Consider the following 21,657-nt stretch of genomic DNA (forward strand, 5'->3'; position numbering starts at 1 on the left):
ACAGATTTGATTTAAGCATTTCTTGATATAATTTATATATTCTTTATAGGTTTAAGCGGATTTGGATGCTATCCAATTTATAAATTTCTGTAACATTTTTAAATGTAGTTGCTATAATTCATTTCGAATCCATTGTAAATCAATTATATTCGGAAAACCAAATTATCCTGTTAACATGAGCGAAACACTACCTAAGAATAATATTTTTAAAGTAATTGGTGCTTCATCTTTAGGTACGCTCATCGAGTGGTACGATTTTTACATCTTTGGAAGTTTGGCCGTTATCATAGGACATCAATTGTTCCCGGCTGATGCAGGTGCTTCAGCATTGATAAATACATTGGCAATATTTGCAGCTGGGTTTATTGTTCGGCCATTTGGCGCATTGGTTTTTGGGCGTTTGGGCGATTTAATTGGCCGGAAATATACCTTCCTTTTAACGCTGGTTTTAATGGGCGGCTCCACTTTTTTAATCGGGCTAATTCCATCTTATAAAACAATTGGCTATGCGGCACCAATTTTAGTACTGATATTGAGATTAATTCAAGGCTTGGCTTTAGGAGGCGAATATGGTGGGGCAGCAACTTATGTAGCCGAACATGCGCCTAAAAATCGTCGTGGCTTTTTTACCAGTTGGATTCAAACCACAGCAACTTTAGGTTTATTTCTTTCTTTGGGGATAATCGTGATCACTAAAAACATCTTAGGCGCCGAAACTTTTGGGGATTGGGGTTGGCGTATTCCTTTTTTACTGTCAATTGTGCTCGTTGGAGTTTCCATTTATATCCGCATGAAAATGCATGAATCACCAATGTTCACCAAACTTAAATCTGAAGGGAAAGTTTCAAAAAACCCTTTAAAAGAAAGTTTTAACAATAAGGCAAACTTTAAAATGGTTTTATTGGCTTTGTTTGGTGCAACCATGGGGCAAGGTGTAATTTGGTACACCGGGCAATTTTATGCACAATCTTTTTTAGAGAATACCTGCAGGTTAGATTTCAACGATTCGAGGTATATTTTACTTTGGGGAATTGCTTTTGCAACGCCATTTTTTGTCGTTTTTGGTGCCTGGAGTGATAAAGTTGGGCGCAAGTGGATTATGTTAACAGGAATGCTTTTGGGTATAATCTTTTACCGACCGATTTATAAAACATTTTTAAACGACACGAGTGAAGAAAATTTTGCCAAAAATGAATTGTTTTCATCAAGCCAGGGTTTTCCGGTAATTACGCCATTAGCCAACCAGGTTGATAGTTTACGAAGTTTAGAAACTAAGATTTTATTCACAAATGGTTCTGGATACACCAAAGTTCAAATGGATACACTTTCGGCTAAGCGAGGAGTTATATCAGCACCAGGTATGCTAAAAGATAAAATATTACCGAAGCCGGTTTTTTGGAAATTTGTAGGTTTAATCTTCTTTCAAATTCTATTGGTAACTATGGTTTATGGACCTATTGCTGCATTTTTAGTCGAGCTTTTTCCAACTAAAATTCGTTATACCTCCATGTCTCTACCCTACCATATTGGTAATGGCGTATTTGGTGGTTTGGTTCCATTTATTGCAACGTTAATGGCAAGTTTTGAAGATTCTACTCCTCTTTCGGGGCTTTGGTATCCGATAGGAATTGCAGCGCTTAGTTTAGTAATTGGTACAATTTATTTGTCAAATAAAAAGGATGAAAGCATCAATGATTAATTACATCAAGAAAATTTTAGGATTAGGATGGATGGCTTTGGGGCCATTGGCAATGATATTTTTGTTTATTCAAGCGGTAGAAAAAGTTGGGTTGGCACATTCTGAAATCGAAAAAACCAATACCATTCTGCAATGGGGAATTATTCTATTTATCTTCTTCCCGATAAGTATAGGCTTGATGATTTTTGGATTTTATGCCTGGAAAGGTGAATATGAACAATTATCTGAGGTGTCAGAAAATAACGAATTGTAGGCGATAAATAACTGCGCATTTCTCTTCATCTCGATTAGAGCGCAGCGGAACAGAGAGTTCATTGTAGAATGGTTTTATAAATAATTACATAGATTTCTCGGCTTCACTCGAAATGATGCCACTTGTCTGTGGATTCTGAGATTCTGTGGCTATTCTTTTTTTTTGGAAACGGTGGTTCAGTAATCCTTTCGATGCTTCAGTCCTGCTTTACATTACAAGCCCAATGAAATATTGGGGCTTTCCATTTCAATCAGGTTTATTTTTTAAAGTGAGCTGTTTTGCGGTTAATCTCGTTATATCAATTAGAGTGTTGCGAACAGCGCAATCTTTGAACCATACTCGAAACGACAAATTATTGTAATCCCTATAAAACCCTCAATAACAAACCTTTTAAATATTCACCTTCTGAAAAGGAAACCCTAACTGGATGATCTTCCGGCTGGCAAAACTGTTTTATAATTTGAACTTCCCTACCGGCATCAAGTGCAGCCCAAGCGATAATTTGCTTAAAAGTTTCTATATCAACAGCACCAGAGCAAGAAAAGGTTGCAAGCAGTCCGCCTTTTTCTAACAGCAACATGCCAAGGCGATTTAAATCCTTGTAAGCTCTTGCTGCTCTATCCAATGCAGAACGAGATGGTGCATATTTTGGTGGGTCTAATACAATAACATCAAACAACTCCCCAGTTTCTTTAAATGCTCTAAGTTGCTTGTTCACATCCGATTGTATTGATGTAACCTTCGCTGCATCAAATTTATTTAATGCTATATTTTGTTTCAATGTTTCTAAAGCTAACGCAGAACTGTCTACACTTGTAATGTTTGCAGCTCCATTTGCCAAGGCATTTAAACTGAAACCTCCACTATAGCTAAAGCAATCTAAAACTTTTTTACCTTTTGCGTAGCTTGCTAAAATCTTTCTATTATCGCGTTGGTCGCAATAAAAGCCAGATTTTTGTCCGTCGGCAATATTAATGTTGTATGCAATTCCATTTTCTTTAACCTCTAAAAATTCGGGTGGGTTTTCGCCCCAAAGCAAGCCATTTTCAATAGGTAAACCTTCATGACCCCGAGCTGTTGCATCACTTTTATCAAAAATTCCTGCCGGATTTAATTCAGCTTTTAAAAGTTCAACTATATCTGCTTTTACTTTTTCAATGCCCGAACTTAGTATTTGAAGCGATAAAAAATTGGCGTATTTGTCAACAATTAAACCTGGTAAAAAGTCAGCTTCTGAGAAAACCAAACGGCAAGTATTCGTATCATTTGATAAAATAAATTGGCGTGATGCAATGGCTTGTTGCAATCGGTTTTGATACCAACTTTTATCAATAGTTTGTGTTTCATCCCACTCTAAAAGGCGAACTGCAACCCTCGAATTGCTATTAAAATATCCATAAGCTAAAAATTCATTATCAAAAGCAAATACTTTTACCACATCACCATCTTCTGGTTTGCCCTTAATTTTTTCTAAAGCGCCAGAAAATACCCAAGGATGCCTTTGTAATGCTGCTTTTTCTTTGCCCTTTTTTAATATGATTTCTACCATTTGGCAAAGGTAATTAAAAGAGAGGGAATGTTAAATGGAATATCGCTACGAGAATGCTTTGCAGGTTTTTACAAAAACCGATTGCCTAACATTTTCTGCATTTTAACCAATTCTGTATCTAAAACCCTGGTTTCGAATTCAGTAACAGGTCTTTTAGCTTCAATCATAGAAATTAATAACTCAGTAGCAACCTGCCCAATTTCGAAAGCAGGTTGCTTTACCGAAGTTAGTGAAGGGCTGAATAATTCTACTAAATTAGAATTTGTAAAACCTGCAATGGCAATTTTATGGGCAACTTCAGGATTGGTTTTTTTTAATGCCATTATGCATCCTGTTGTTAACCTATCGCTCGAAATAAAAATACCATCAGGTTTAAGTGGTAAAAGTTCTTTAACGGCTTGTTCCAGCTCTATGCTGTGCATGCCGCCATGTTGGCAATATTTTACAATTTCGGGATTAAATTCGATGTGGTATTTAGCCAATGCAGCTTTATATCCTTCTAATCTTTCTTTGGTATTCGATAATGTTTCGGAACTGGTTAGGTGCGCTATTGTCCTTTTGCCTGATAAAATAAGGTGTTCTGTAGCATCAAACGAACCTTTGAAATTGTTGGCGATTACTTTATGGGTTTCAAAATTATCAGGTACTCTATCAAAAAATACAATAGGCAGTCCTTTCCCGTACAAATCTCTTAAGTAATCAATATCCTGTGTTTCTGATGATAGAGCAATTAATAAACCATCAATAGAACGTGATGCCAAATGTTCTACGTTTAATTTTTCTTGTTTGTGTGATTCATGACTTTGAGCTATAATTACATGATAATCTCGGGCATAAGCAATAGATTCAATTCCATTAATAACCTGAGAAAAGAAGTTGTTTGCAATTTCACTTACAATAATTCCGATAGAATAACTTCTTCTCTCTTTTAAGCTGCGGGCAATGGGGTTTGCTCTGTAATTTACCTTCTCTGCATAAGCTAAAACAACTTTTTTGGTTTCATCACTAATTTCGTAACGGTCTCTTAAAGCTCTGGAAACTGTAGAAGTAGAAAGTCCTAAGGCTTTAGCAATATCTTTTATGGTTGATGTTTCAAATCTCATTTTATGAACTTGCACCCAAGTTACGAAAAATATATGTTCAGGGCTATTTAAAGGCTATTTTTAATAACCGTCTAAAGCACGTTTTTGGGAACGATTGCACAGTTTTTTGGTTAAAAGCAGTTTCAAGCCATTTTTAGTTTGTAAAATTGTTACACCATTACAACCAAATATTAACACAGAATATTCTGCTTAACTAAGAATAATATTCTACGTGCGAGTTATTGCATGATTAAAAATCCCAATTCTAGATGCTATGAGCAAAATTTTACTCTTATTAACAATTTTTACTTTTTACTTTGGAATAACCAACGCCCAAATAAGGCAGGTAAGCGGTACAGTTTCCGAGCAGGGTGGTGAAACAATTCCAGGTGTAAGTGTTTTAATTAAAGGCACAAAAACCGGTACTCAAACAGATAACAATGGTAAGTTTTCTATTGCTGTTTCGCCAGGAGCGGTTTTGGTTTTCAATTATGTTGGTTTTAAATCCAAAGAAGTTACTATTGGCAGCCAAACCAGTTTACGCATATCTTTAGAATCAAACGCTACCGATTTAGATGAGGTTGTTGCGATTGGTTATGCCACAGTAAATCGCCGAGATTTGACGGGTTCCGTTTCATCAGTTGGTGCAAAACAATTAAAAGATATTCCGAACAACTCGCTTGCAGAAGCTATTTCTGGCAGATTAGCTGGTGTACAAATTACGGTTTCAGAAGGAACACCAAATGCAAGTGCACAAATTAGGGTACGTGGTGGTGGTTCCATCACTCAGGATAATACACCTTTATACGTTGTTGATGGTGTACAAGTAGAAAATGCACTCTCAGTTTTATCGCCTCAGGATATCGAAAGTATTGATGTTTTGAAAGATGCATCTGCAACAGCAATTTACGGTTCTCGTGGAGCAAATGGTGTTGTTTTGATTACAACAAAGGGCGGTAGAGAAATGAAAACCACCATAAATTATAATGGTTTGGTTGGCATTAGGCAATTGGCTAACAAGTTGGAAGTAATGAATCCTTACGATTTTGTTAAATATCAATACGAAGCAAGCCGAGGAAATGCAACTAGCGAAAGTTTATATGCAGGTTATTATGGTACTTTTAATGATTTAGAAAGCTTTAGAAATACACCATTTGTAGATTGGCAGGAAGAATTATTCGGTCGGGATGCCTTAATGCAAACGCATAATGTAAGCGTTACGGGTGGTGATGCAAAATCGACCTTTAATTTAAGTGTTACATCCAATACAGAAGATGGTGTAATGCTGGCATCAAATTTTGATAGAAAATTAATCAACTTTAAATTCGACCATAAATTTAACGATAAACTGAAAGTTGGATTTAATGTCCGTTACAACAATACGGTTGTGAACGGAGCAGGAACCAGCAACGAAGGTTCTTCATCTTTAAACAGATTGCGTCAAGCTGTTAAATATCGTCCTTTATTAGTAAAAGGACAAGATATTTTAGCATACGACCCAGATTATGCAAGTGAAACAAATGGTAACAGTTTAGCTCTGGTAAATCCATTATTATTAAATGACGCTGAATATAAAAAGGTTTTCACTAATGTAACCAACTTTAACGGTTATTTTAATTACATCATTTATAAAGGAATTTCGTTCAGAAGTACTTTGGGTGTGGATTTTAGTAACAACAGAACAAATATTTTTAACGATATCATTACAAATGAGTCGAGGTTAGTAGGTTCATCTCAGCCAATTGCATCTATTGGTACCAGTAACAGGCAAACCATAAATAATTCAAACGTTATTTCATATACCAATTCTGGCTCTAAAACAGAGTTTAGCAAACGTCATAGTATTGATGCGTTAATTGGGCAAGAGCTTTATCAAGATAAAGTTCAAGCTTATTTCACCGAAAACAGATTGTTTCCTATCGGAATTACGGCAGAAAGGGCATTATCTAATATGGCTTTGGGTACCACACCAGCAGGTGCGTCTACTTCAAGCGATTTAACAGCAAGATTATTTTCTGTTTTCAGTAGGGTTAATTATTCCTTCGATAAAAAATATTTGTTAACCTTAACCATGAGAGCCGACGGCTCTTCGAAATTTTCTGAAGGAAATAAATGGGGTTACTTCCCATCAGGTTCAGTTGCCTGGAGAATCTCAGATGAAAAATTTATGGAGAATCTTAAAACTTCAATTCGCTTGAACGATTTAAAATTTAGGGTAAGTTATGGTGAAGCAGGAAACAATCGTATATCTGATTTCTTGTACACAACCCAATTTAAACCAAATGCATTTTATGACATAAATAACACCTTGGTTACTGCTTTGGTAGCTACAGAATTGGCAAACCCTAATTTAAAATGGGAAACTACAGTATCAAGAAACATTGGTTTAGATGCAGGGTTTTTAAATAACAGATTGCAGTTCACTGTTGATTTGTATAGCAATAAAACTAAAGGGCTTTTGGTAAACAACCCGTTCCCATCTACAAGCGGTTATGCGTTTCAATTACAAAACATAGGTTCTACCAGCAATAAAGGAATTGAACTTCAAATTAATGGTACGCCTGTACAAACTAAAAACTTTTCATGGTCAACTAACTTTAACATCTCATTCAACAAAAACAAAGTTGAAAGCTTGGGCGAATTTCAAAAATCTTTCTTGATTAATTCTGGTTGGGCTGGAACAAATGTTCCTGCCGATTACCAGGTTGCAGTTGGCCAGGCCGTTGGTAAAATGTACGGATTGGTTAATGATGGTTTTTATAAAATAGAAGACTTTAACTATGCAAATGGAGTTTACACTTTAAAACAAGGCGTGCCAAATAACTCAAGTGTAACTTCGTTAGCCCCAAAACCAGGCGTTATAAAATTTAAAGATTTAAATGGTGATGGAGTTGTTGATATTACGAACGACCGTACAATTATTGGTGATGCAAATCCGAAATTTACTGGCGGTTTCAATCAATCGTTTACTTACAAAAACTGGGATTTGAACGTATTTGTAAACTTTCAGGTTGGAAACGATGTGTTAAATGCAAACAAATTAGAGTTTACAAGCGGCTATACACCAAATGGAAACTTGCTTGCAACTATGAATGGCCGATGGAGAAATGTTAACGACCAAGGTGTGGTGGTTACAGATCCAACAGAATTGGCTGCCCTAAATGCAAATGCAACATTGTGGAGCCCACTAACCAGTAACAGTTCATTCTTTGTAAATTCTTATGCAGTAGAAGACGGTTCATTTTTAAGAATCAACAACATTACCCTGGGTTATACTTTGCCAGAAAATTTATTAAGAAAGTTTAAAATAAATAGAATGCGATTGTATGCAACTGTTAATAATCTGGCCGTCATTACAAATTATTCAGGTTACGATCCGGAAGTAAACACCCGTCGTTCAACAGGTACAACACCTGGTGTAGATTATTCGGCTTATCCTAGAAGCAGGGCATTTATCTTCGGACTTAATTTTACGCTATAACATTTAATTAGAGCAACAATGAAAACTAATATCAAACTTATCATAAGCGGACTTTTTATCACCGCAACCATTTTTACTATATCTTCCTGCAAGAAATTTTTAGAAGTAGAACCCATTTCGTCTTTCGGTAACGATTATGTTTTTAGCAATGTTACCAATGCACAAAAGGCATTGTTAGGTGTATATTCATCTTTAGGGGGCGACCAAGGTTATGGTATTCGTTTAAGCATGTACTACCCATACGATAGCGATGAAATGATGGGGCAGGGCGGAACGCCTTATCCGGATAATGAAAGGCGAGATATTGCACACTACAATGTGCAGCCGGCAAATACTCAATTAGCTGGGCCATTTAATCAGCTTTATGTTGGTATCGAAAGAGCAAATATTTGTATTGATAATATACCAAAAATGGAGGCTTATACCAGCGGTAGCGCGGCTGATCAAAAGGAATTGAGAAGACTTTATGGTGAAGCTTTAGCTTTGAGAGCTCAGTTTTATTTCGAGGTAATAAGAAATTGGGGCGATGTTCCAGCCCAGTTTACATCATCCATTAATGTAACTGATCCGTATAATGGCAGAACCAACCGCGATACAATTTACAATCAAATTATAAGAGATTTGGCTATTGCTGCACCTTTGGTTCCATGGCGCTCAGAATCATCGGTAACTAGTGATAGAATTAGTCAGGGTGCTGTTAGAGCTTTACGTGCAAGGTATGCAATGTTTAGAGGCGGATATGCATTAAGACAAGATAGAACAATGAAGCGAAATGCAGATTACAAAACGTTTTATCAAATTGCTAAAGATGAGTGTGCAATTGTAATGGCAAGAGCAGATCATAAATTAAACCCAAGCTTCCAATCAGTATTTAAAGATGGAATAAATGCCCACCGATTTGAACCAAATGGAGAAGTAATTTGGGAAGTTGGTATGACGGGCGGAAGTTCTGGTGTTGGTGATAGTAAATTGGGTTATTACAATGGTCCAAGACAATTCACAGTTGCCACGCCTGGTACAACTGCTGTTGGTAATGCGGCGTTAACAATTTTACCAACCTATTTTTATTCGTTTGATGCAAACGATAGAAGACGTGATGTTACTTGCGCACCTTACGATATTAACCTGGATATGACTTTACGCCCGCGTAGTTTAGTTACCATGCTCGATGGTAAATTTAGAAGAGATTGGCAGGTGCCTTCGGTTACAACTAGTGCTGCACAGTATTTTGGTGTAAACTGGCCAGTAATTCGCTTTTCTGATGTATTGTTGATGTTTGCAGAGGCTGATAACGAATTAAATTCTGGTCCTACTGCAGCGGCTAAAGCAGCATTCGAACAGGTTAGAACACGTGGTTTTGGTGGTAACGCTGCGCTTATTGGTACAACACCATCCGATTACAATGGATTTTTTAATGCTATTGTTAAAGAACGTCAGTTAGAATTTGGTGGAGAAGGTATTAGAAAGTACGATTTAATCAGATGGAATTTATTGGCAACAAAAATTGCTGAGACAAAAGCTAATTTAGCATTAATGGCAGCAAAGGCAGCACCATATAACACTTTGCCGGCAACCATGTATTACACGCCAGATCAAGCTACTGTTGTGTGGTTAAATTCTTTTTACACACCTGCTCCAACCGCACCTGCTGGTTCGGCAAGTGTTGCTTGGAGTGCTACAACCATAAACACAACATTATTAACCTATTACTCTATTGCATTTACGCCAAACAAAAGTGAATTATTGCCACTACCTCAATCGGTAATTGATGCAAACCCTAAGTTAGGGGGACAATTATATGGCTATTAATCGAGTATTAATAAAAATTTAATTCAAAGGGACGATGTAATTATCGTCCTTTTGCGTGTTCGAAAATAAGTAAATTGCTTTGAAAACCGCCACCGATGCAAAATAATTTAACCCCTTTACTTTCTCGTTCAACAATAATTTTATTGCTCTTTGTACTAGGTTTTTATCCTGAAGCAAATGCTCAAAGCAAAGTTTATCCTACAGAAATTACGGTTGATAAAAACGGCAAAGGTAACTTCACAATCATTCAAGAAGCAGTTAATTCCATCCGCGATTTAGGCGAGGTGCAGGTTAAAATTTTCATCAAAAATGGAACATATCAAGAGAAGATATTTATTCCTTCCTGGAAAACAAAAATTGCTTTGATTGGCGAAAGCAAAGAACATACAATTATTACTTTTGATGATTTTTCCGGAAGAATGAATCCTAAAAAAGATGCTCTTGGCTTGGATAAAATTAACACCTATACGTCTTTCACTGTATTGGTTCAGGCTGATGATGTATCACTAGAAAATATAACGATTGCAAATTCAGCGGGGCGGGTTGGCCAGGCGGTTGCATTACACGTTGAAGGTGATAGATTTGTGGCTAAGAATTGCAACATATTAGGTAATCAAGATACATTGTTTCCAGCGACGGAAAATAGTCGGCAGTTTTACACAAATTGCTACATAGAAGGAACAACAGATTTTATTTTTGGCAAGGCCACTGCAGTTTTTGAAAACTGTACCATAAAAAGCTTAACAAATTCATACATCACTGCGGCTGCAACTTCTCAAAGGCAAAAATTTGGATTCGTGTTTTTGAACTGCAAGCTTATTGCGGCAGATGGTGTAGATAAAGTTTATTTAGGCAGGCCTTGGCGACCGTATGCAAAAACGGTTTTTTTAAACGCAGATTTGGGAGCCCACATTATTGCTGAGGGTTGGAATGCGTGGAAAGGTGATGTCATGTTTCCAGATAAGGAGCAAACAGCTTTTTATGCAGAATACAAGAATATAGGCGCAGGTGCTAATCCAAAATCTCGTGTAAAATGGTCAAGGCAATTAACGGATAAAGAGGCCAAACACTACACTATAGAAAATATTTTAAAAGGTGCTGACGAGTGGGATCCAACAAAATAGATATGAAAAACACTGCGTTTAAAATTCTTATCGTGGTAATGCTATTTGTTTTATCTGCGTTTTCATCAAAGCAAAAAAAGATAACCATATACATTATCGGTGATTCTACGGCTGCAAATAAATCAGCAAAAGCATACCCTGAAACAGGCTGGGGAATGGAATTACAGTCTTTTTTTAAAACTGATGTTGTTGTGGATAACAGAGTATTGAATGGTAGGAGCACAAAATCATTCAGGGCAGAAAAACATTGGGAGCCTGTTTTAAGACAATTAATGCCTGGCGATTATGTTTTTATAGAATTTGGCCATAATGATGAAAAGATTGAAAAGCCAGGAATAGGAACTTCATTATCTGAGTTCAAATCTAATTTAATCAATTACGTACTAGAGGTTCGTAAAAAAAGGGCGATTCCTGTTTTACTCACGCCAATTTCTCGTAGAAGTTTCAAAAATGGAATACTTGTTAATTCACACGGCGACTATCCAAATGTAACCCGAAAAGTTGCTGATTCTTTAAACGTTCCGATGATTGATATGTTAGTTAAGACAGAAAAATTACTATCCAATTTGGGCGATTTATCATCCATCAAATTATTTAATTATGTTGATTCAGGGCATATAAATTATCCGATAGGAAAAAAGGATGATACGCATTTAAGTCCTGATGGTGCAAAGCAAGTTGCGGGTTTGGTAGTACAAGGGATAAAAGAAGAAAGGTTAAAACTAGCGAAGCGGTTGAAAAAGTGGAAACCAATAGCGCAATTAATATAAGCTACAAATCTTTGATTTTTTCTTTTGAAGCTTTGACAACTTTTTAAAAGTTGTCAAAGCTAAACTACCACATTAAAAAATATACTTTGTGCTTAAAAAGTTAGAGTCATTGTCGCCAACAATTTCATTCAATAAGTTTTTGTTATTATCAGTCAGTTTCGCAGCTACTAACGATCGAATGGAGAATGAACGCAATGCATCAACAACAGAAAGTGTACCTTCTGCACTATCTTTTCTGCCAGTAAATGGAAATGCATCAGGGCCACGTTGGCATTGGCAATTTAAGTTCACCCTGCTAACTTGATTAACCAATGGATCTATCAATGAAGATATGACAGCCGCATTATTGCTAAAAATACTAACCTGCTGCCCATGTGGCGAGCCAATTAAATATTCAATTGGTTCTTCTAAATCATCAAAAGGAACGACAGGAATAACTGGCCCAAATTGCTCTTCGCGATACAATTTCATATTTGCATTTACGGGGTACATAATTGCTGGATAAACAAAAGTTTCTAATGTTTGTCCACCATTTGTATTAACCACTTTAGCACCATGAGCAATGGCATCATCAATGCACTCTTTTAAATATTCTGGTTTATTTAGTTCCGGGAGTGGAGTTAAAGCAACGCCTTTTTCCCAAGGCATACCAAATTTTAATTTTTCAACTTCGGCAGATAAACGTTTTAAAAATTCTTGTGCCAAACTGCGATGCACATAAACAATTTTAATCGCCGTACAACGCTGTCCGTTAAATGATAGCGAACCCAAAACAGTTTCAGAAACTGCTAAATCTAAATCAGCATCTTTAGTAATAATGGCTGCATTTTTTGCATCCAAACCTAAAATTGCCCTTAAGCGGTTTACCTTTGGATGAAGTTTCTTAAGTTCATTAGCAACTTTGCTTGAGCCAATTAAAGTAAGTACATTAATTTTTCCTGATTTCATTAAACCGGGAACAATGGTATTTCCACGGCCATAAATCGTATTCACAACGCCTTTTGGAAAACTCGAACGGAATGCTTCTAAAAGAGGATAGTGCAATAAGGTTCCATGTTTAGGTGGTTTAAATAAGAGCGTATTTCCCATTATCAAAGCAGGAATAAGTGTTGTAAAAGTTTCGTTTAAAGGGTAATTAAACGGACCCATACATAGCACAACTCCCAGTGGCGAACGGCGTACTTGTGCAACAATTCCTTGCTCTATTTCGAAACGAGATGATTGCCTGTCTATATCTTTCAGGGCATCGATTGTGGCATAAATATACTCTACCGTACGGTCAAATTCTTTTATCGAATCGGTATAAGATTTACCGATTTCCCACATAATTAATTTTGCAACGATATCTTTTTGCTCAATCATTTTATGCGTAAAATTCTCTACACAAACTATCCGGTCGGCCACGCTCATGGTAGGCCATTGCCCGCGACCGTTATCGTAGGCCGCAACAGCTGCATCTAAAGCTTCGGCAGATTCTTTTTCTGTACAAACAGGGAAGCTTCCAATACGTTTTCGTTTTAATCCATCGGCGGTTTTGACGCATACAGGAGAAAAAACTTCGTTAAAAGGACCATTCCAGGTTTTCATTTCGCCGTTAGAAAGAAATTCTTTTTGATTGATTTCTTCCTTGAGCCTAAATTCTTCCGGAATCTGGCTTTCATCAACGAAAATACTTTCGAGATTTAAAGTTGTGCTCAATTTAGTTTGTTTAAGGGTTTATAATTATTGTTAATCTATCGGTTAGGTATAGATTTTGGTTGGTTCTATATTTATGAATTATGTTGTTTCACATCAACGGCTCTTGGAGCTATAAAAAGGCACTATTGATCCTGAAATAAAACCGAAGATTATATCAAACCTTGCGCTATTTTAATTCGATAACTTTATATTTTGGTACAAGGCTTTTCATCACTACCCATCCAATTAAATAGCAAACTGCACATATTGAGAATATGATAAAATAACCGGCTTCCTCACCTTTGAAACCCATGAAGATGATGTTATTTTTTCCAGTATAATCGAACAATACCCCCGAACCTTTATTGATGATGAAGGCACCTATACCACCTGCCATACCGCCAATTCCGGTTATTGTTGCAATTGCTTTTTTAGGAAACATATCACCTACTGTAGAAAAAATATTTGCTGACCAAGCCTGATGTGCTGCACCTGCAATACCAATAATAACTACAGGAATCCAGTAAGTAATATGGCCTAAGGGTTGCGCCGCCAAGGCTAAAAGAGGAAAAAATGCAAAAATTAACATGGCTCTCATTCTACCTTCGTAAGGATTCATACCCTTCTTATCTACAAAATAAGTAGGCAACCAACCACCAATTATAGATAGCAGCGTTATCATGTACAATACAAAAAGTGGCAACGCACTTTGGGTAGAATCCATTCCATAAACAGATTTAAGGTAAGCTGGCGTCCAAAATAAAAAGAACCACCACACACCATCTGTCATAAATTTACCAAAAGCAAATGCCCAGGTTTGTTTGTATTTAAAACAATCTATGAACGATACTTTTTCTTTTGTTTCTTCAACATAATCAGCAAGTTTTCTATCATTTATAACATCTTGTTGTATGTATGCTAACTCTTCGACACTAACTCTTTTGTGTAGTTCGGGTTTGTTATACACAAAAACCCAAAGTCCCATCCAAACAAAACCTAAAGCACCAATAATTAGAAAAGCCATTTCCCAACCGTAAGCTTTAGCAATAAATGGAATTGTTATGGGTGCGGCAAGTGCACCTACTGTTGCCCCGGCATTAAAAATACTGGTTGCAAATGCCCTATCTTTTTTAGGAAAATATTCTGCGGTTGCTTTAATGGCTGCGGGAAAATTCCCTGCTTCACCAACGGCTAAAACAAACCTCGCGAAGATGAATAACGTAACGCTTACAGAAACAACCATACCGGTATTGTTAATTCCGGCGATAACATCTTTTGCACCTTCAAAACTTACCAACCAACTACCTGTTATTACGCCAGACGTTGCGATGCCACAAAAAGCATGCAAGCAGGCACCCACAGACCAAACTCCAATTGCCCATAAAAAACCTTTTTTAGTATCCAACTTATCAACCAAACGGCCTGCAAAAAGCATAGATATGGCATAAAAAATTGAGAAAAGGGCAGTGATATTACCATAATCATTGTTATCCCAATGGAATTCTGGTTTAATAAAATCTGTCCACGTTAGGGAAAGTACCTGCCTATCTAAATAATTTATTGTGGTAGCAAGAAACAGAAGTAAACATATCGTCCATCTGTATTTACTTGATTTGGGTTGGTTCATTTGGTTAGGTTGATTTCTTTTATTTATTCTGCTGAATTAAATCGAGTGCTAATTTTGTGTTATCAAAAAGTTCATCGTAAAGACCTTTACTCATCACATCTTTACTAATTAATTTGCTTCCCATACCCACGGCACATACGCCCGATTTAAACCAGCTTTTTAAATTTTCTGCATTAATTTCTACACCACCGGTTGGCATAAATAATTGTCCGGCAAATAAATCTTTTATCGATGATATAAATTCAGGACCTAAAATATTGGCAGGGAAAATTTTAATTAGCATGGCTTTATGTTCTTGTGCAATGCTAATTTCTGTTGGTGTCATGCAACCCGGAATCCAAAGCATCCCAATTTTATTTGCAATTTCTGCAACCGCAGGATTAACAATTGGCGCAACGATAAAATCCGTTCCAGCCTCGATAAATGCGTTTGCATCTGCCGGGGTTTTAATTGTGCCGATACCCAAATACAAATCAGGCATTTCTGCATCACGAATTTCTTTTAGCTTTTTGAAATTCGGCAAAGCCGATTTACCTCGGTTGGTATATTCGAAAACTCTTATACCTGCTTTATACAAAGTGCGAAGTATTTCAATACTGCCCGCTTCACTATCTTGATAGAAAAGTGGCAACATGCCTTGCTCTAAAATAGCATCTAAAATTTTATGCTTGTTGCTTATCATCGTATTATTCTTTTTTCTATATCGCCAACTGTACTAGTTGTTGCATCGCTTGGAATATATAATTTATCGTAAGCTGCTGCGGTAGCAAAGTTTACTATTTCGTCGGTACTTAAATTATTGTAGAAACCGTAAATTAAACCTGCCATAAAACAGTCGCCACTACCAACTTTATCTAATATTTCGTCTGATACATATTCGGGCGATACCGTTAATTTATCATTTGTATAAAGTGCTGTGTAATACCTTATGCCTTTGCCGTTATCAAACCTAAATGTATTTGCTACTGCTTTGCACGATGGAAACAAACTTAATATTTCTTTCGAGGTATCAGTTGCTTGTTGTAGTAACGTTTGCTTTGCATAACCTTCAGTTGGTTTTAAATCATCGTGAAGGGCAGTTCCAAGCATTTTATTTGCCGCCCAAACATTTCCCATTATCAGGGTGCAATATTCAGCAAGTTCTGGTAAAATCTCTATTGGGTCTTTTCCGTATTTCCAGAGTTTGGCTCGATAGTTTAAATCTAAAGAAATGGTGATGTTTTTTGCTGTCGCGGCTTTTAGCGCTTCTATACACACATCAGCAATTGATTGATTGATAGCAGGGCAAATGGCACTAAAATGAAACCAACTTACATCTTCAAAAACTTCGTCCCAATTTATTTGCCCAACTTTTAAATCTGCGTAAGATGAATTTGCCCTATCGTAAATAACACCAGCGTTTTTTAAGTCTTTCCCTTTTGGTAAATAGTATAAACCTAAACGTTCGCCACTGTAAACAATTGGCGAAGTATCAATATTTCTTTTGTTTAAATAATCGGCAATTTCTTCGGTAACAGAATTTTGCGGCATTGCCGATAAATATGCTGATGGAACATTCCATAAGGCTAAAGCCGTGGCAACATTTAATTCTGCACCACCAATGTAAAAAGGTAATTTATTTTCTTGAAGCCATTTGCCATCCATATCCGGGCAGATGCGAAGAAGAATTTCTCCGAAGCTTAAAACTTTTTTTCCTTTTTCTAATGAGGATGAAATTTGGTTGCTCATTTAATGGGATTATCTGGCTAATATATTTTATTTCAATGGTCTGTGTCACCAAAGACCATTACTTGTTTTAATTTCTGTCTATGATGACACAGACCGAGGTGATCAAACAATAAATCAATTAAAATTTAAAGTAATTTTTTGCGTTAAAATACGAAATATCTTGTATAATTTTTCCAATCCATTCCATGTCGTTTGGTAGTTCGCCTTGTTCAACATCGTTACCAAAAAGATTACAAACTATTCTTCTAAAATATTCATGACGAGGGAAAGATAAAAAGCTTCGTGAATCAGTAAGCATACCAACCAATCGACTTAACAAGCCCATGTTTGATAATGCGTTCAATTGCTTTATCATTCCATCTTTTTGATCTAAAAACCACCAAGCCGAACCAAATTGAACTTTACCGGCAACAGAACCATCGTTAAAGTTTCCTATCATGGTAGCAATTAATTCATTATCTGCCGGGTTTAGGTTATAGATAATGGTTTTTGCTAATTTGTTTTGCGTATCTAATCGATTTAAAAATTTAGAAAGCATTCTTGCCTGGCTAAAATCGCCGATAGAATCCCAACCCGTGTCAGGTCCTAACTGGCTTAACATTCGGGTATTGTTATTTCTTAATGCACCTAAATGATATTGTTGTACCCAACCCTTTTCATGATCCCATTCTGCAAAATAAACCAACATCGCCGATTTAAATTGCAAGTTTTCTTGATATGAGATTTTTGATTTTGTTCTGATTTTATCGAAAATTGAGGTTATTTCTGCATCTGTATAATCTTCAGCATAGATTTGTTCTAAACCATGATCTGAAACAGAACATCCATTTGCTGCAAAATAATCATGGCGGTTTTTTAATGCACCAAGATAATCCTGAAAATTGCTAATAGTCGAATTTACAACCTGTTCAAGTTTATCAATATAATCGTTCAAGCCTGTAATATCGTCGCTGTTCATTGCCTTATCGGGGCGAAAAGCCGGCAACATTTTTAGGTTAATATTTTCATTAACCAACTGCTGATGAAAGTTTAAACTATCTAAAGGATCATCAGTAGTACAAACCGCTTCAACATTCATTTTTGCCAATAAACCTCTTACCGAATAATCTGATGTTTGCAATTTCGATGAGCATTCATCATAGATTTTTTGAGCAGTTTTGCCCGAGAGGATGTCGGTTATGCCAAAATATCGCTGTAATTCTAAATGCGTCCAATGGTATAAAGGATTGCGCAAAGTGTAAGGAACGGTTTCTGCCCACTTTTGAAATTTTTCAAAATCGGAAGCATCGCCAGTAATGTATCTTTCATCGACACCATTTGCCCGCATTGCCCTCCATTTGTAATGGTCGCCATAAAGCCAAACTTGGCTAATGTTTGAAAACTGAACATTATTTGCAATCTGCTCCGGAATAAGGTGATTATGATAATCAATAATCGGCATCGACTTTGCAAAATCGTGGTAAAGTGTTTGCGCAGTTTTGGTTTCCAGTAGGAAATTTTCGTCTAAAAAAGATTTCATTTCAAAAGATATTGTATTTAAGAAATTTGCCATAATATTTTATGCTCAACTTTCTCCTGTGCTATTTTTTAACTATATAATGATTCAATTGCTTAGCGTAAAAGTATCCCACCTTTATGGCTAAGGGTTCCATTTTACATCATCCATCTTACAATTTTTAGAGGCTTACCCCACGTTTCCATGGAATGAAATCATCTTGATTAAGCTGTACCGCTTTCGGAATTACCTCTCCACTAGCCGCTTTAATGCAATATTCTAAAATATCTTCGCCCATTTCTTCAATGGTTTTTAAACCTTCTATAACTGGCCCGCAGTTGATATCAATTATATCGCCCATGCGTTTGGTAAGAGCATTATTGGTAGAAACCTTGATAGTAGGGCAAACCGGGTTTCCTGTTGGCGTACCTAATCCTGTTGTAAATAGAATTAAAGTAGCACCCGAAGCGGCTTTTCCGGTAGTTGCTTCAACATCATTACCAGGTGTACACACTAAATTTAAACCAGGTTTTGTGGCAGGTTCGGTGTAATCTAAAACATCTTCTACAGGCGATGTACCACCTTTTTTTGCAGCGCCAGTGCTTTTTATCGCATCTGTAATCAAGCCATCTTTAATGTTTCCAGGAGATGGATTCATATAAAAACCTGAGCCTACATTTTCTGCCGCTTGGTTATAAGCCGTCATCAATTGGATAAATTTCCTTGCTGCAGTTTCATCTTTAGTACGGTCGATAAGTTGTTGTTCGGCACCACAAAGCTCAGGAAATTCTGCAAGTAAAACCGTGCCACCTAAGGCCACTAATAAATCAGAAGTGTAGCCAACCGCCGGGTTGGCGCTGATGCCACTAAAGCCATCGCTTCCACCACATTTTACGCCTAAAACCAATTTGCTTAATGGTGCCGGCTGACGTTCAATTTCGTTAATTTCTGTTAAGCCAATAAATGTTTTTCTTATGGCTTCTTTAACCAACTGCTCTTCGCTTTGCGATTGTTGCTGCTCGAAAATAAATAGGGGTTTATCAAAATTAGGACTCCGCTGCTTCAAATCGTTCATAAAATCATGAACCTGTAGGTTTTGGCAACCTAAACTTAAAACAGTAACACCGGCAACATTTGGATGATCTGCGTAAGCTGCCAATAATTTACTTAAAACAGCTGCATCCTGGCGAGTACCACCACAACCACCTTGATGGTTTAGAAATTTTATTCCATCAACATTTTTAAAAATACGATTTGCGGCAGGGTTTGGCAAGCCAATGGAGTTTGAATCTGACTCCAATAAGCTTTCGCCATTTTTATACGCATCAACCAATTGATGTGTGTAAGATTTGTATTTATCAGTTACAGCATATCCTAACTCATTGTGTAAAGCTTCACGAATAACATCAAGATTACGGTTTTCGCAAAAAACAGTTGGAATAAAAAGCCAATAATTTGCAGTTCCAACACGGCCATCGCTGCGAACGTAACCATTAAAAGTTCTGCTTTCAAATTTCGATACATTTGGTGCATGCCACTCGTAATTGTATGGTCGAAATTCAAAAGGATCGGAAGCATGTTTGGTATTTTCGGTGTCCATTAAGCCACCTTTTAAAATGAAACGCTGTGCTTTGCCTACCAAAACGCCATACATCATTATTGGGTCGCCAATGTTCATATCCTGCATAAAAAATTTATGCTTCGCCTGAATATCATCTTGTAAAGTATATTCATGTCCATCATGAATTATGGTTTCACCTTTAGTCAAATCTTGCAAGGCAACCAATACGTTATCATTAGGATGAATTTTTAAAATTCTTGTAACCATTTTTAATTTATTCTTATTTATGCAAGTTACCTAATGTTTCTTTTACACCATTACGTTGCAACAAATCTACATTACTTTTTATTGCAGCATTAAAGCCCGGATAATTGTTCAAATTCTTATCCCATAAACGCCTATCACCTAAAATATTATCAATGGCAGTTTCAGGATTTTGCCAATATGTGTATAAAATTTCTGCAAATTCATCTTGAATTGGATAGCTTTTTCCGTTAATGTTGGCTACATAATTGTCGCCATCTTTTGTCGTATTCATAAAGATGATATACGCGGCAAGACCTAAGGCAATTAGCGGAGGTACTTCATTTTTCTGACTATAATATTTTCTGATTAATGGCATATTTCGCATCTGCATTTTTGATGTGAAATTTAAGGTAATGGCTTGCCATTTATGCTCTAATGAAGGATTGCTGAAGCGATCGATAACGCTCATGGCGAAATCGACAGCATCTTGATAAGAAATATCATCGTTTTCTAAAGAATGGGCAATTTCTTGCTTCATTAAAGCAGAAACGTAATTAGCAAAAACTTCATCAGCCATTGCCTCTTTTACGGTGTCAAAACCTGCTAAAATTGCTAGTCCGCAGCTTAATGTGTGTGTGCCATTTAACAAACGCAGTTTTAATTCTTTAAATTTGTTAATGGAAGGCACAATGAAAATGCCTTTATCAGCTTTTTCGAAAGATAAAATTTCTTTCACTTTTTCATTCGATGATTCGATTGCCCAAAGCCTGAAAGGTTCGGCCATAATCATCAATTCATCTTCATACCCAAGTGTGGATTCTATTGCTTTTTGTTCATCGGTTGGTAGTTTGCCAGGTACTATTCTATCAACCAAGGTTTTGCAAAAATAATTTGAGGTTTTTAACCATTGTTCAAAATCCCAACTTAGCTTATTTTGAGCAGATAACTTTAATAAAATTTCTTTCAATTTATCCGCATTATCGCTTATGAGTTCGGTTGGTACGATAACCATTCCGCTTTCTACAGAACCGTTAAAAGCAGTATAGCGTTCGTGCAAAAAGGCAAGCAGTTTACCTGGATAAGATTGCGGTGGATTATCTGTTATTTTATCTTCGCTCATTACAATTCCAACTTCGGTTGTGTTAGAAATTACAATTTGCATTTCGGGCTGGTGTGCGGCTTTTAAAATTTCTGCCCAATCTGCCGTGGCAGATAAAACCCTGCTTATTGCCGAATTAATGCTATTTTCTTCTACATGTACGCCATCTTCAATACCTTTTACGCAAAGTGTGTATAAATTATCCTGCGTAGAAAAAGCATCGGCGCCACCTTGTGATGTTGATTTAACAACTAAAACGCGACCATTAAAAATACCGTTTCTGTTTGCCTTATCAATAAAGTAGTCTGGTAAACCGCGAAGTAAAACTCCCGTACCAAATTGAATTACTTTTTCAGGCAATTCTAAAAGTTCTGCTGCAGGTATGGTTACGTTTTCTGCACTAATGTTTTTTAAATTTTCTTTGCTTAAAATCATTTGTTTTCATTTTGCCGTCGCA

At 36.6% G+C, this 21,657-nt stretch carries 15 protein-coding genes; 6 read left to right on the forward strand and 9 right to left on the reverse strand.

Translation table 11 applies throughout. From position 1 onward, the window contains the following. Positions 1-175 precede the first annotated feature (175 nt). Positions 176-1,699, forward strand: coding sequence for an MFS transporter (locus ACFOWA_RS12185; RefSeq protein ID WP_378985487.1), 1,524 nt, complete (start codon positions 176-178; stop codon positions 1,697-1,699). Continuing rightward, on the forward strand, positions 1,680-1,952 hold the full coding sequence (locus ACFOWA_RS12190) for a DUF6814 family protein (protein WP_378985489.1): 273 nt from the start codon (positions 1,680-1,682) through the stop codon (positions 1,950-1,952). Before ACFOWA_RS12185 ends, ACFOWA_RS12190 begins: the two co-directional genes overlap by 20 nt. Before the next feature lie 364 nt (positions 1,953-2,316). On the opposite strand, the gene ACFOWA_RS12195 is transcribed toward ACFOWA_RS12190, so the two are convergent. Together ACFOWA_RS12195 and ACFOWA_RS12200 are read right to left on the reverse strand one after the other, a co-directional pair. Continuing rightward, complete coding sequence (locus ACFOWA_RS12195; protein ID WP_378985491.1) at positions 2,317-3,501, reverse strand: class I SAM-dependent rRNA methyltransferase; 1,185 nt, start codon at positions 3,499-3,501, stop codon at positions 2,317-2,319. 68 nt (positions 3,502-3,569) lie between these two features. Then, positions 3,570-4,604, reverse strand: coding sequence for a LacI family DNA-binding transcriptional regulator (locus ACFOWA_RS12200; protein ID WP_378985493.1), 1,035 nt, complete (start codon positions 4,602-4,604; stop codon positions 3,570-3,572). A gap of 253 nt (positions 4,605-4,857) precedes the next feature. On the opposite strand from ACFOWA_RS12200, the gene ACFOWA_RS12205 reads away from it, so the two are divergent. The 4 genes from ACFOWA_RS12205 to ACFOWA_RS12220 all read left to right on the forward strand — a co-directional run bounded on the left by ACFOWA_RS12205 (position 4,858) and on the right by ACFOWA_RS12220 (position 11,767). Then, positions 4,858-8,064, forward strand: coding sequence for a SusC/RagA family TonB-linked outer membrane protein (locus tag ACFOWA_RS12205; protein WP_378985495.1), 3,207 nt, complete (start codon positions 4,858-4,860; stop codon positions 8,062-8,064). 18 nt (positions 8,065-8,082) lie between these two features. After that, positions 8,083-9,873, forward strand: a complete 1,791-nt coding sequence (locus tag ACFOWA_RS12210) for a RagB/SusD family nutrient uptake outer membrane protein (protein ID WP_378985497.1) — start codon at positions 8,083-8,085, stop codon at positions 9,871-9,873. Positions 9,874-9,968: 95 nt separating this feature from the next. After that, positions 9,969-10,997, forward strand: a complete 1,029-nt coding sequence (locus tag ACFOWA_RS12215) for a pectinesterase family protein (protein WP_378985499.1) — start codon at positions 9,969-9,971, stop codon at positions 10,995-10,997. A 2-nt stretch (positions 10,998-10,999) separates the two neighbouring features. Then, entirely contained in the window at positions 11,000-11,767 is a 768-nt protein-coding gene (locus tag ACFOWA_RS12220; RefSeq protein ID WP_378985501.1) for a rhamnogalacturonan acetylesterase, read from the forward strand. Positions 11,768-11,839: 72 nt separating this feature from the next. Here the strand turns inward: ACFOWA_RS12220 and ACFOWA_RS12225 are convergent, their stop codons facing one another. The 7 genes from ACFOWA_RS12225 to ACFOWA_RS12255 all read right to left on the reverse strand — a co-directional run bounded on the left by ACFOWA_RS12225 (position 11,840) and on the right by ACFOWA_RS12255 (position 21,635). After that, positions 11,840-13,465: an NADP-dependent glyceraldehyde-3-phosphate dehydrogenase gene (locus ACFOWA_RS12225; protein WP_378985503.1), complete on the reverse strand. Its 1,626-nt coding sequence runs from the start codon at positions 13,463-13,465 to the stop codon at positions 11,840-11,842. A gap of 166 nt (positions 13,466-13,631) precedes the next feature. Beyond that, complete coding sequence (locus ACFOWA_RS12230) at positions 13,632-15,071, reverse strand: MFS transporter (RefSeq protein ID WP_378985505.1); 1,440 nt, start codon at positions 15,069-15,071, stop codon at positions 13,632-13,634. A 19-nt stretch (positions 15,072-15,090) separates the two neighbouring features. Then, the gene (locus tag ACFOWA_RS12235; RefSeq protein ID WP_378985507.1) at positions 15,091-15,753 is read right to left on the reverse strand and encodes a bifunctional 4-hydroxy-2-oxoglutarate aldolase/2-dehydro-3-deoxy-phosphogluconate aldolase; all 663 of its coding nucleotides are present in this window, start codon (positions 15,751-15,753) and stop codon (positions 15,091-15,093) included. Further along, complete coding sequence (locus ACFOWA_RS12240; RefSeq protein ID WP_378985509.1) at positions 15,750-16,799, reverse strand: PfkB family carbohydrate kinase; 1,050 nt, start codon at positions 16,797-16,799, stop codon at positions 15,750-15,752. The genes ACFOWA_RS12235 and ACFOWA_RS12240 overlap by 4 nt, the downstream gene beginning before the upstream one ends. Before the next feature lie 118 nt (positions 16,800-16,917). Then, on the reverse strand, positions 16,918-18,318 hold the full coding sequence (gene uxaC / locus ACFOWA_RS12245; protein ID WP_378985511.1) for a glucuronate isomerase: 1,401 nt from the start codon (positions 18,316-18,318) through the stop codon (positions 16,918-16,920). A 157-nt stretch (positions 18,319-18,475) separates the two neighbouring features. Next, positions 18,476-20,122, reverse strand: coding sequence for a UxaA family hydrolase (locus ACFOWA_RS12250; protein ID WP_378985513.1), 1,647 nt, complete (start codon positions 20,120-20,122; stop codon positions 18,476-18,478). A 13-nt stretch (positions 20,123-20,135) separates the two neighbouring features. Then, positions 20,136-21,635 (reverse strand): tagaturonate reductase, encoded by a 1,500-nt coding sequence (locus ACFOWA_RS12255; protein ID WP_378985515.1) that lies wholly within the window; start codon positions 21,633-21,635, stop codon positions 20,136-20,138. Positions 21,636-21,657: the final 22 nt, after the last annotated feature.

Origin of the sequence: Pedobacter lithocola, assembly GCF_042650845.1 — a bacterium.
In the GTDB taxonomy this organism is placed as follows: Bacteria; Bacteroidota; Bacteroidia; order Sphingobacteriales; family Sphingobacteriaceae; genus Pedobacter; species Pedobacter lithocola.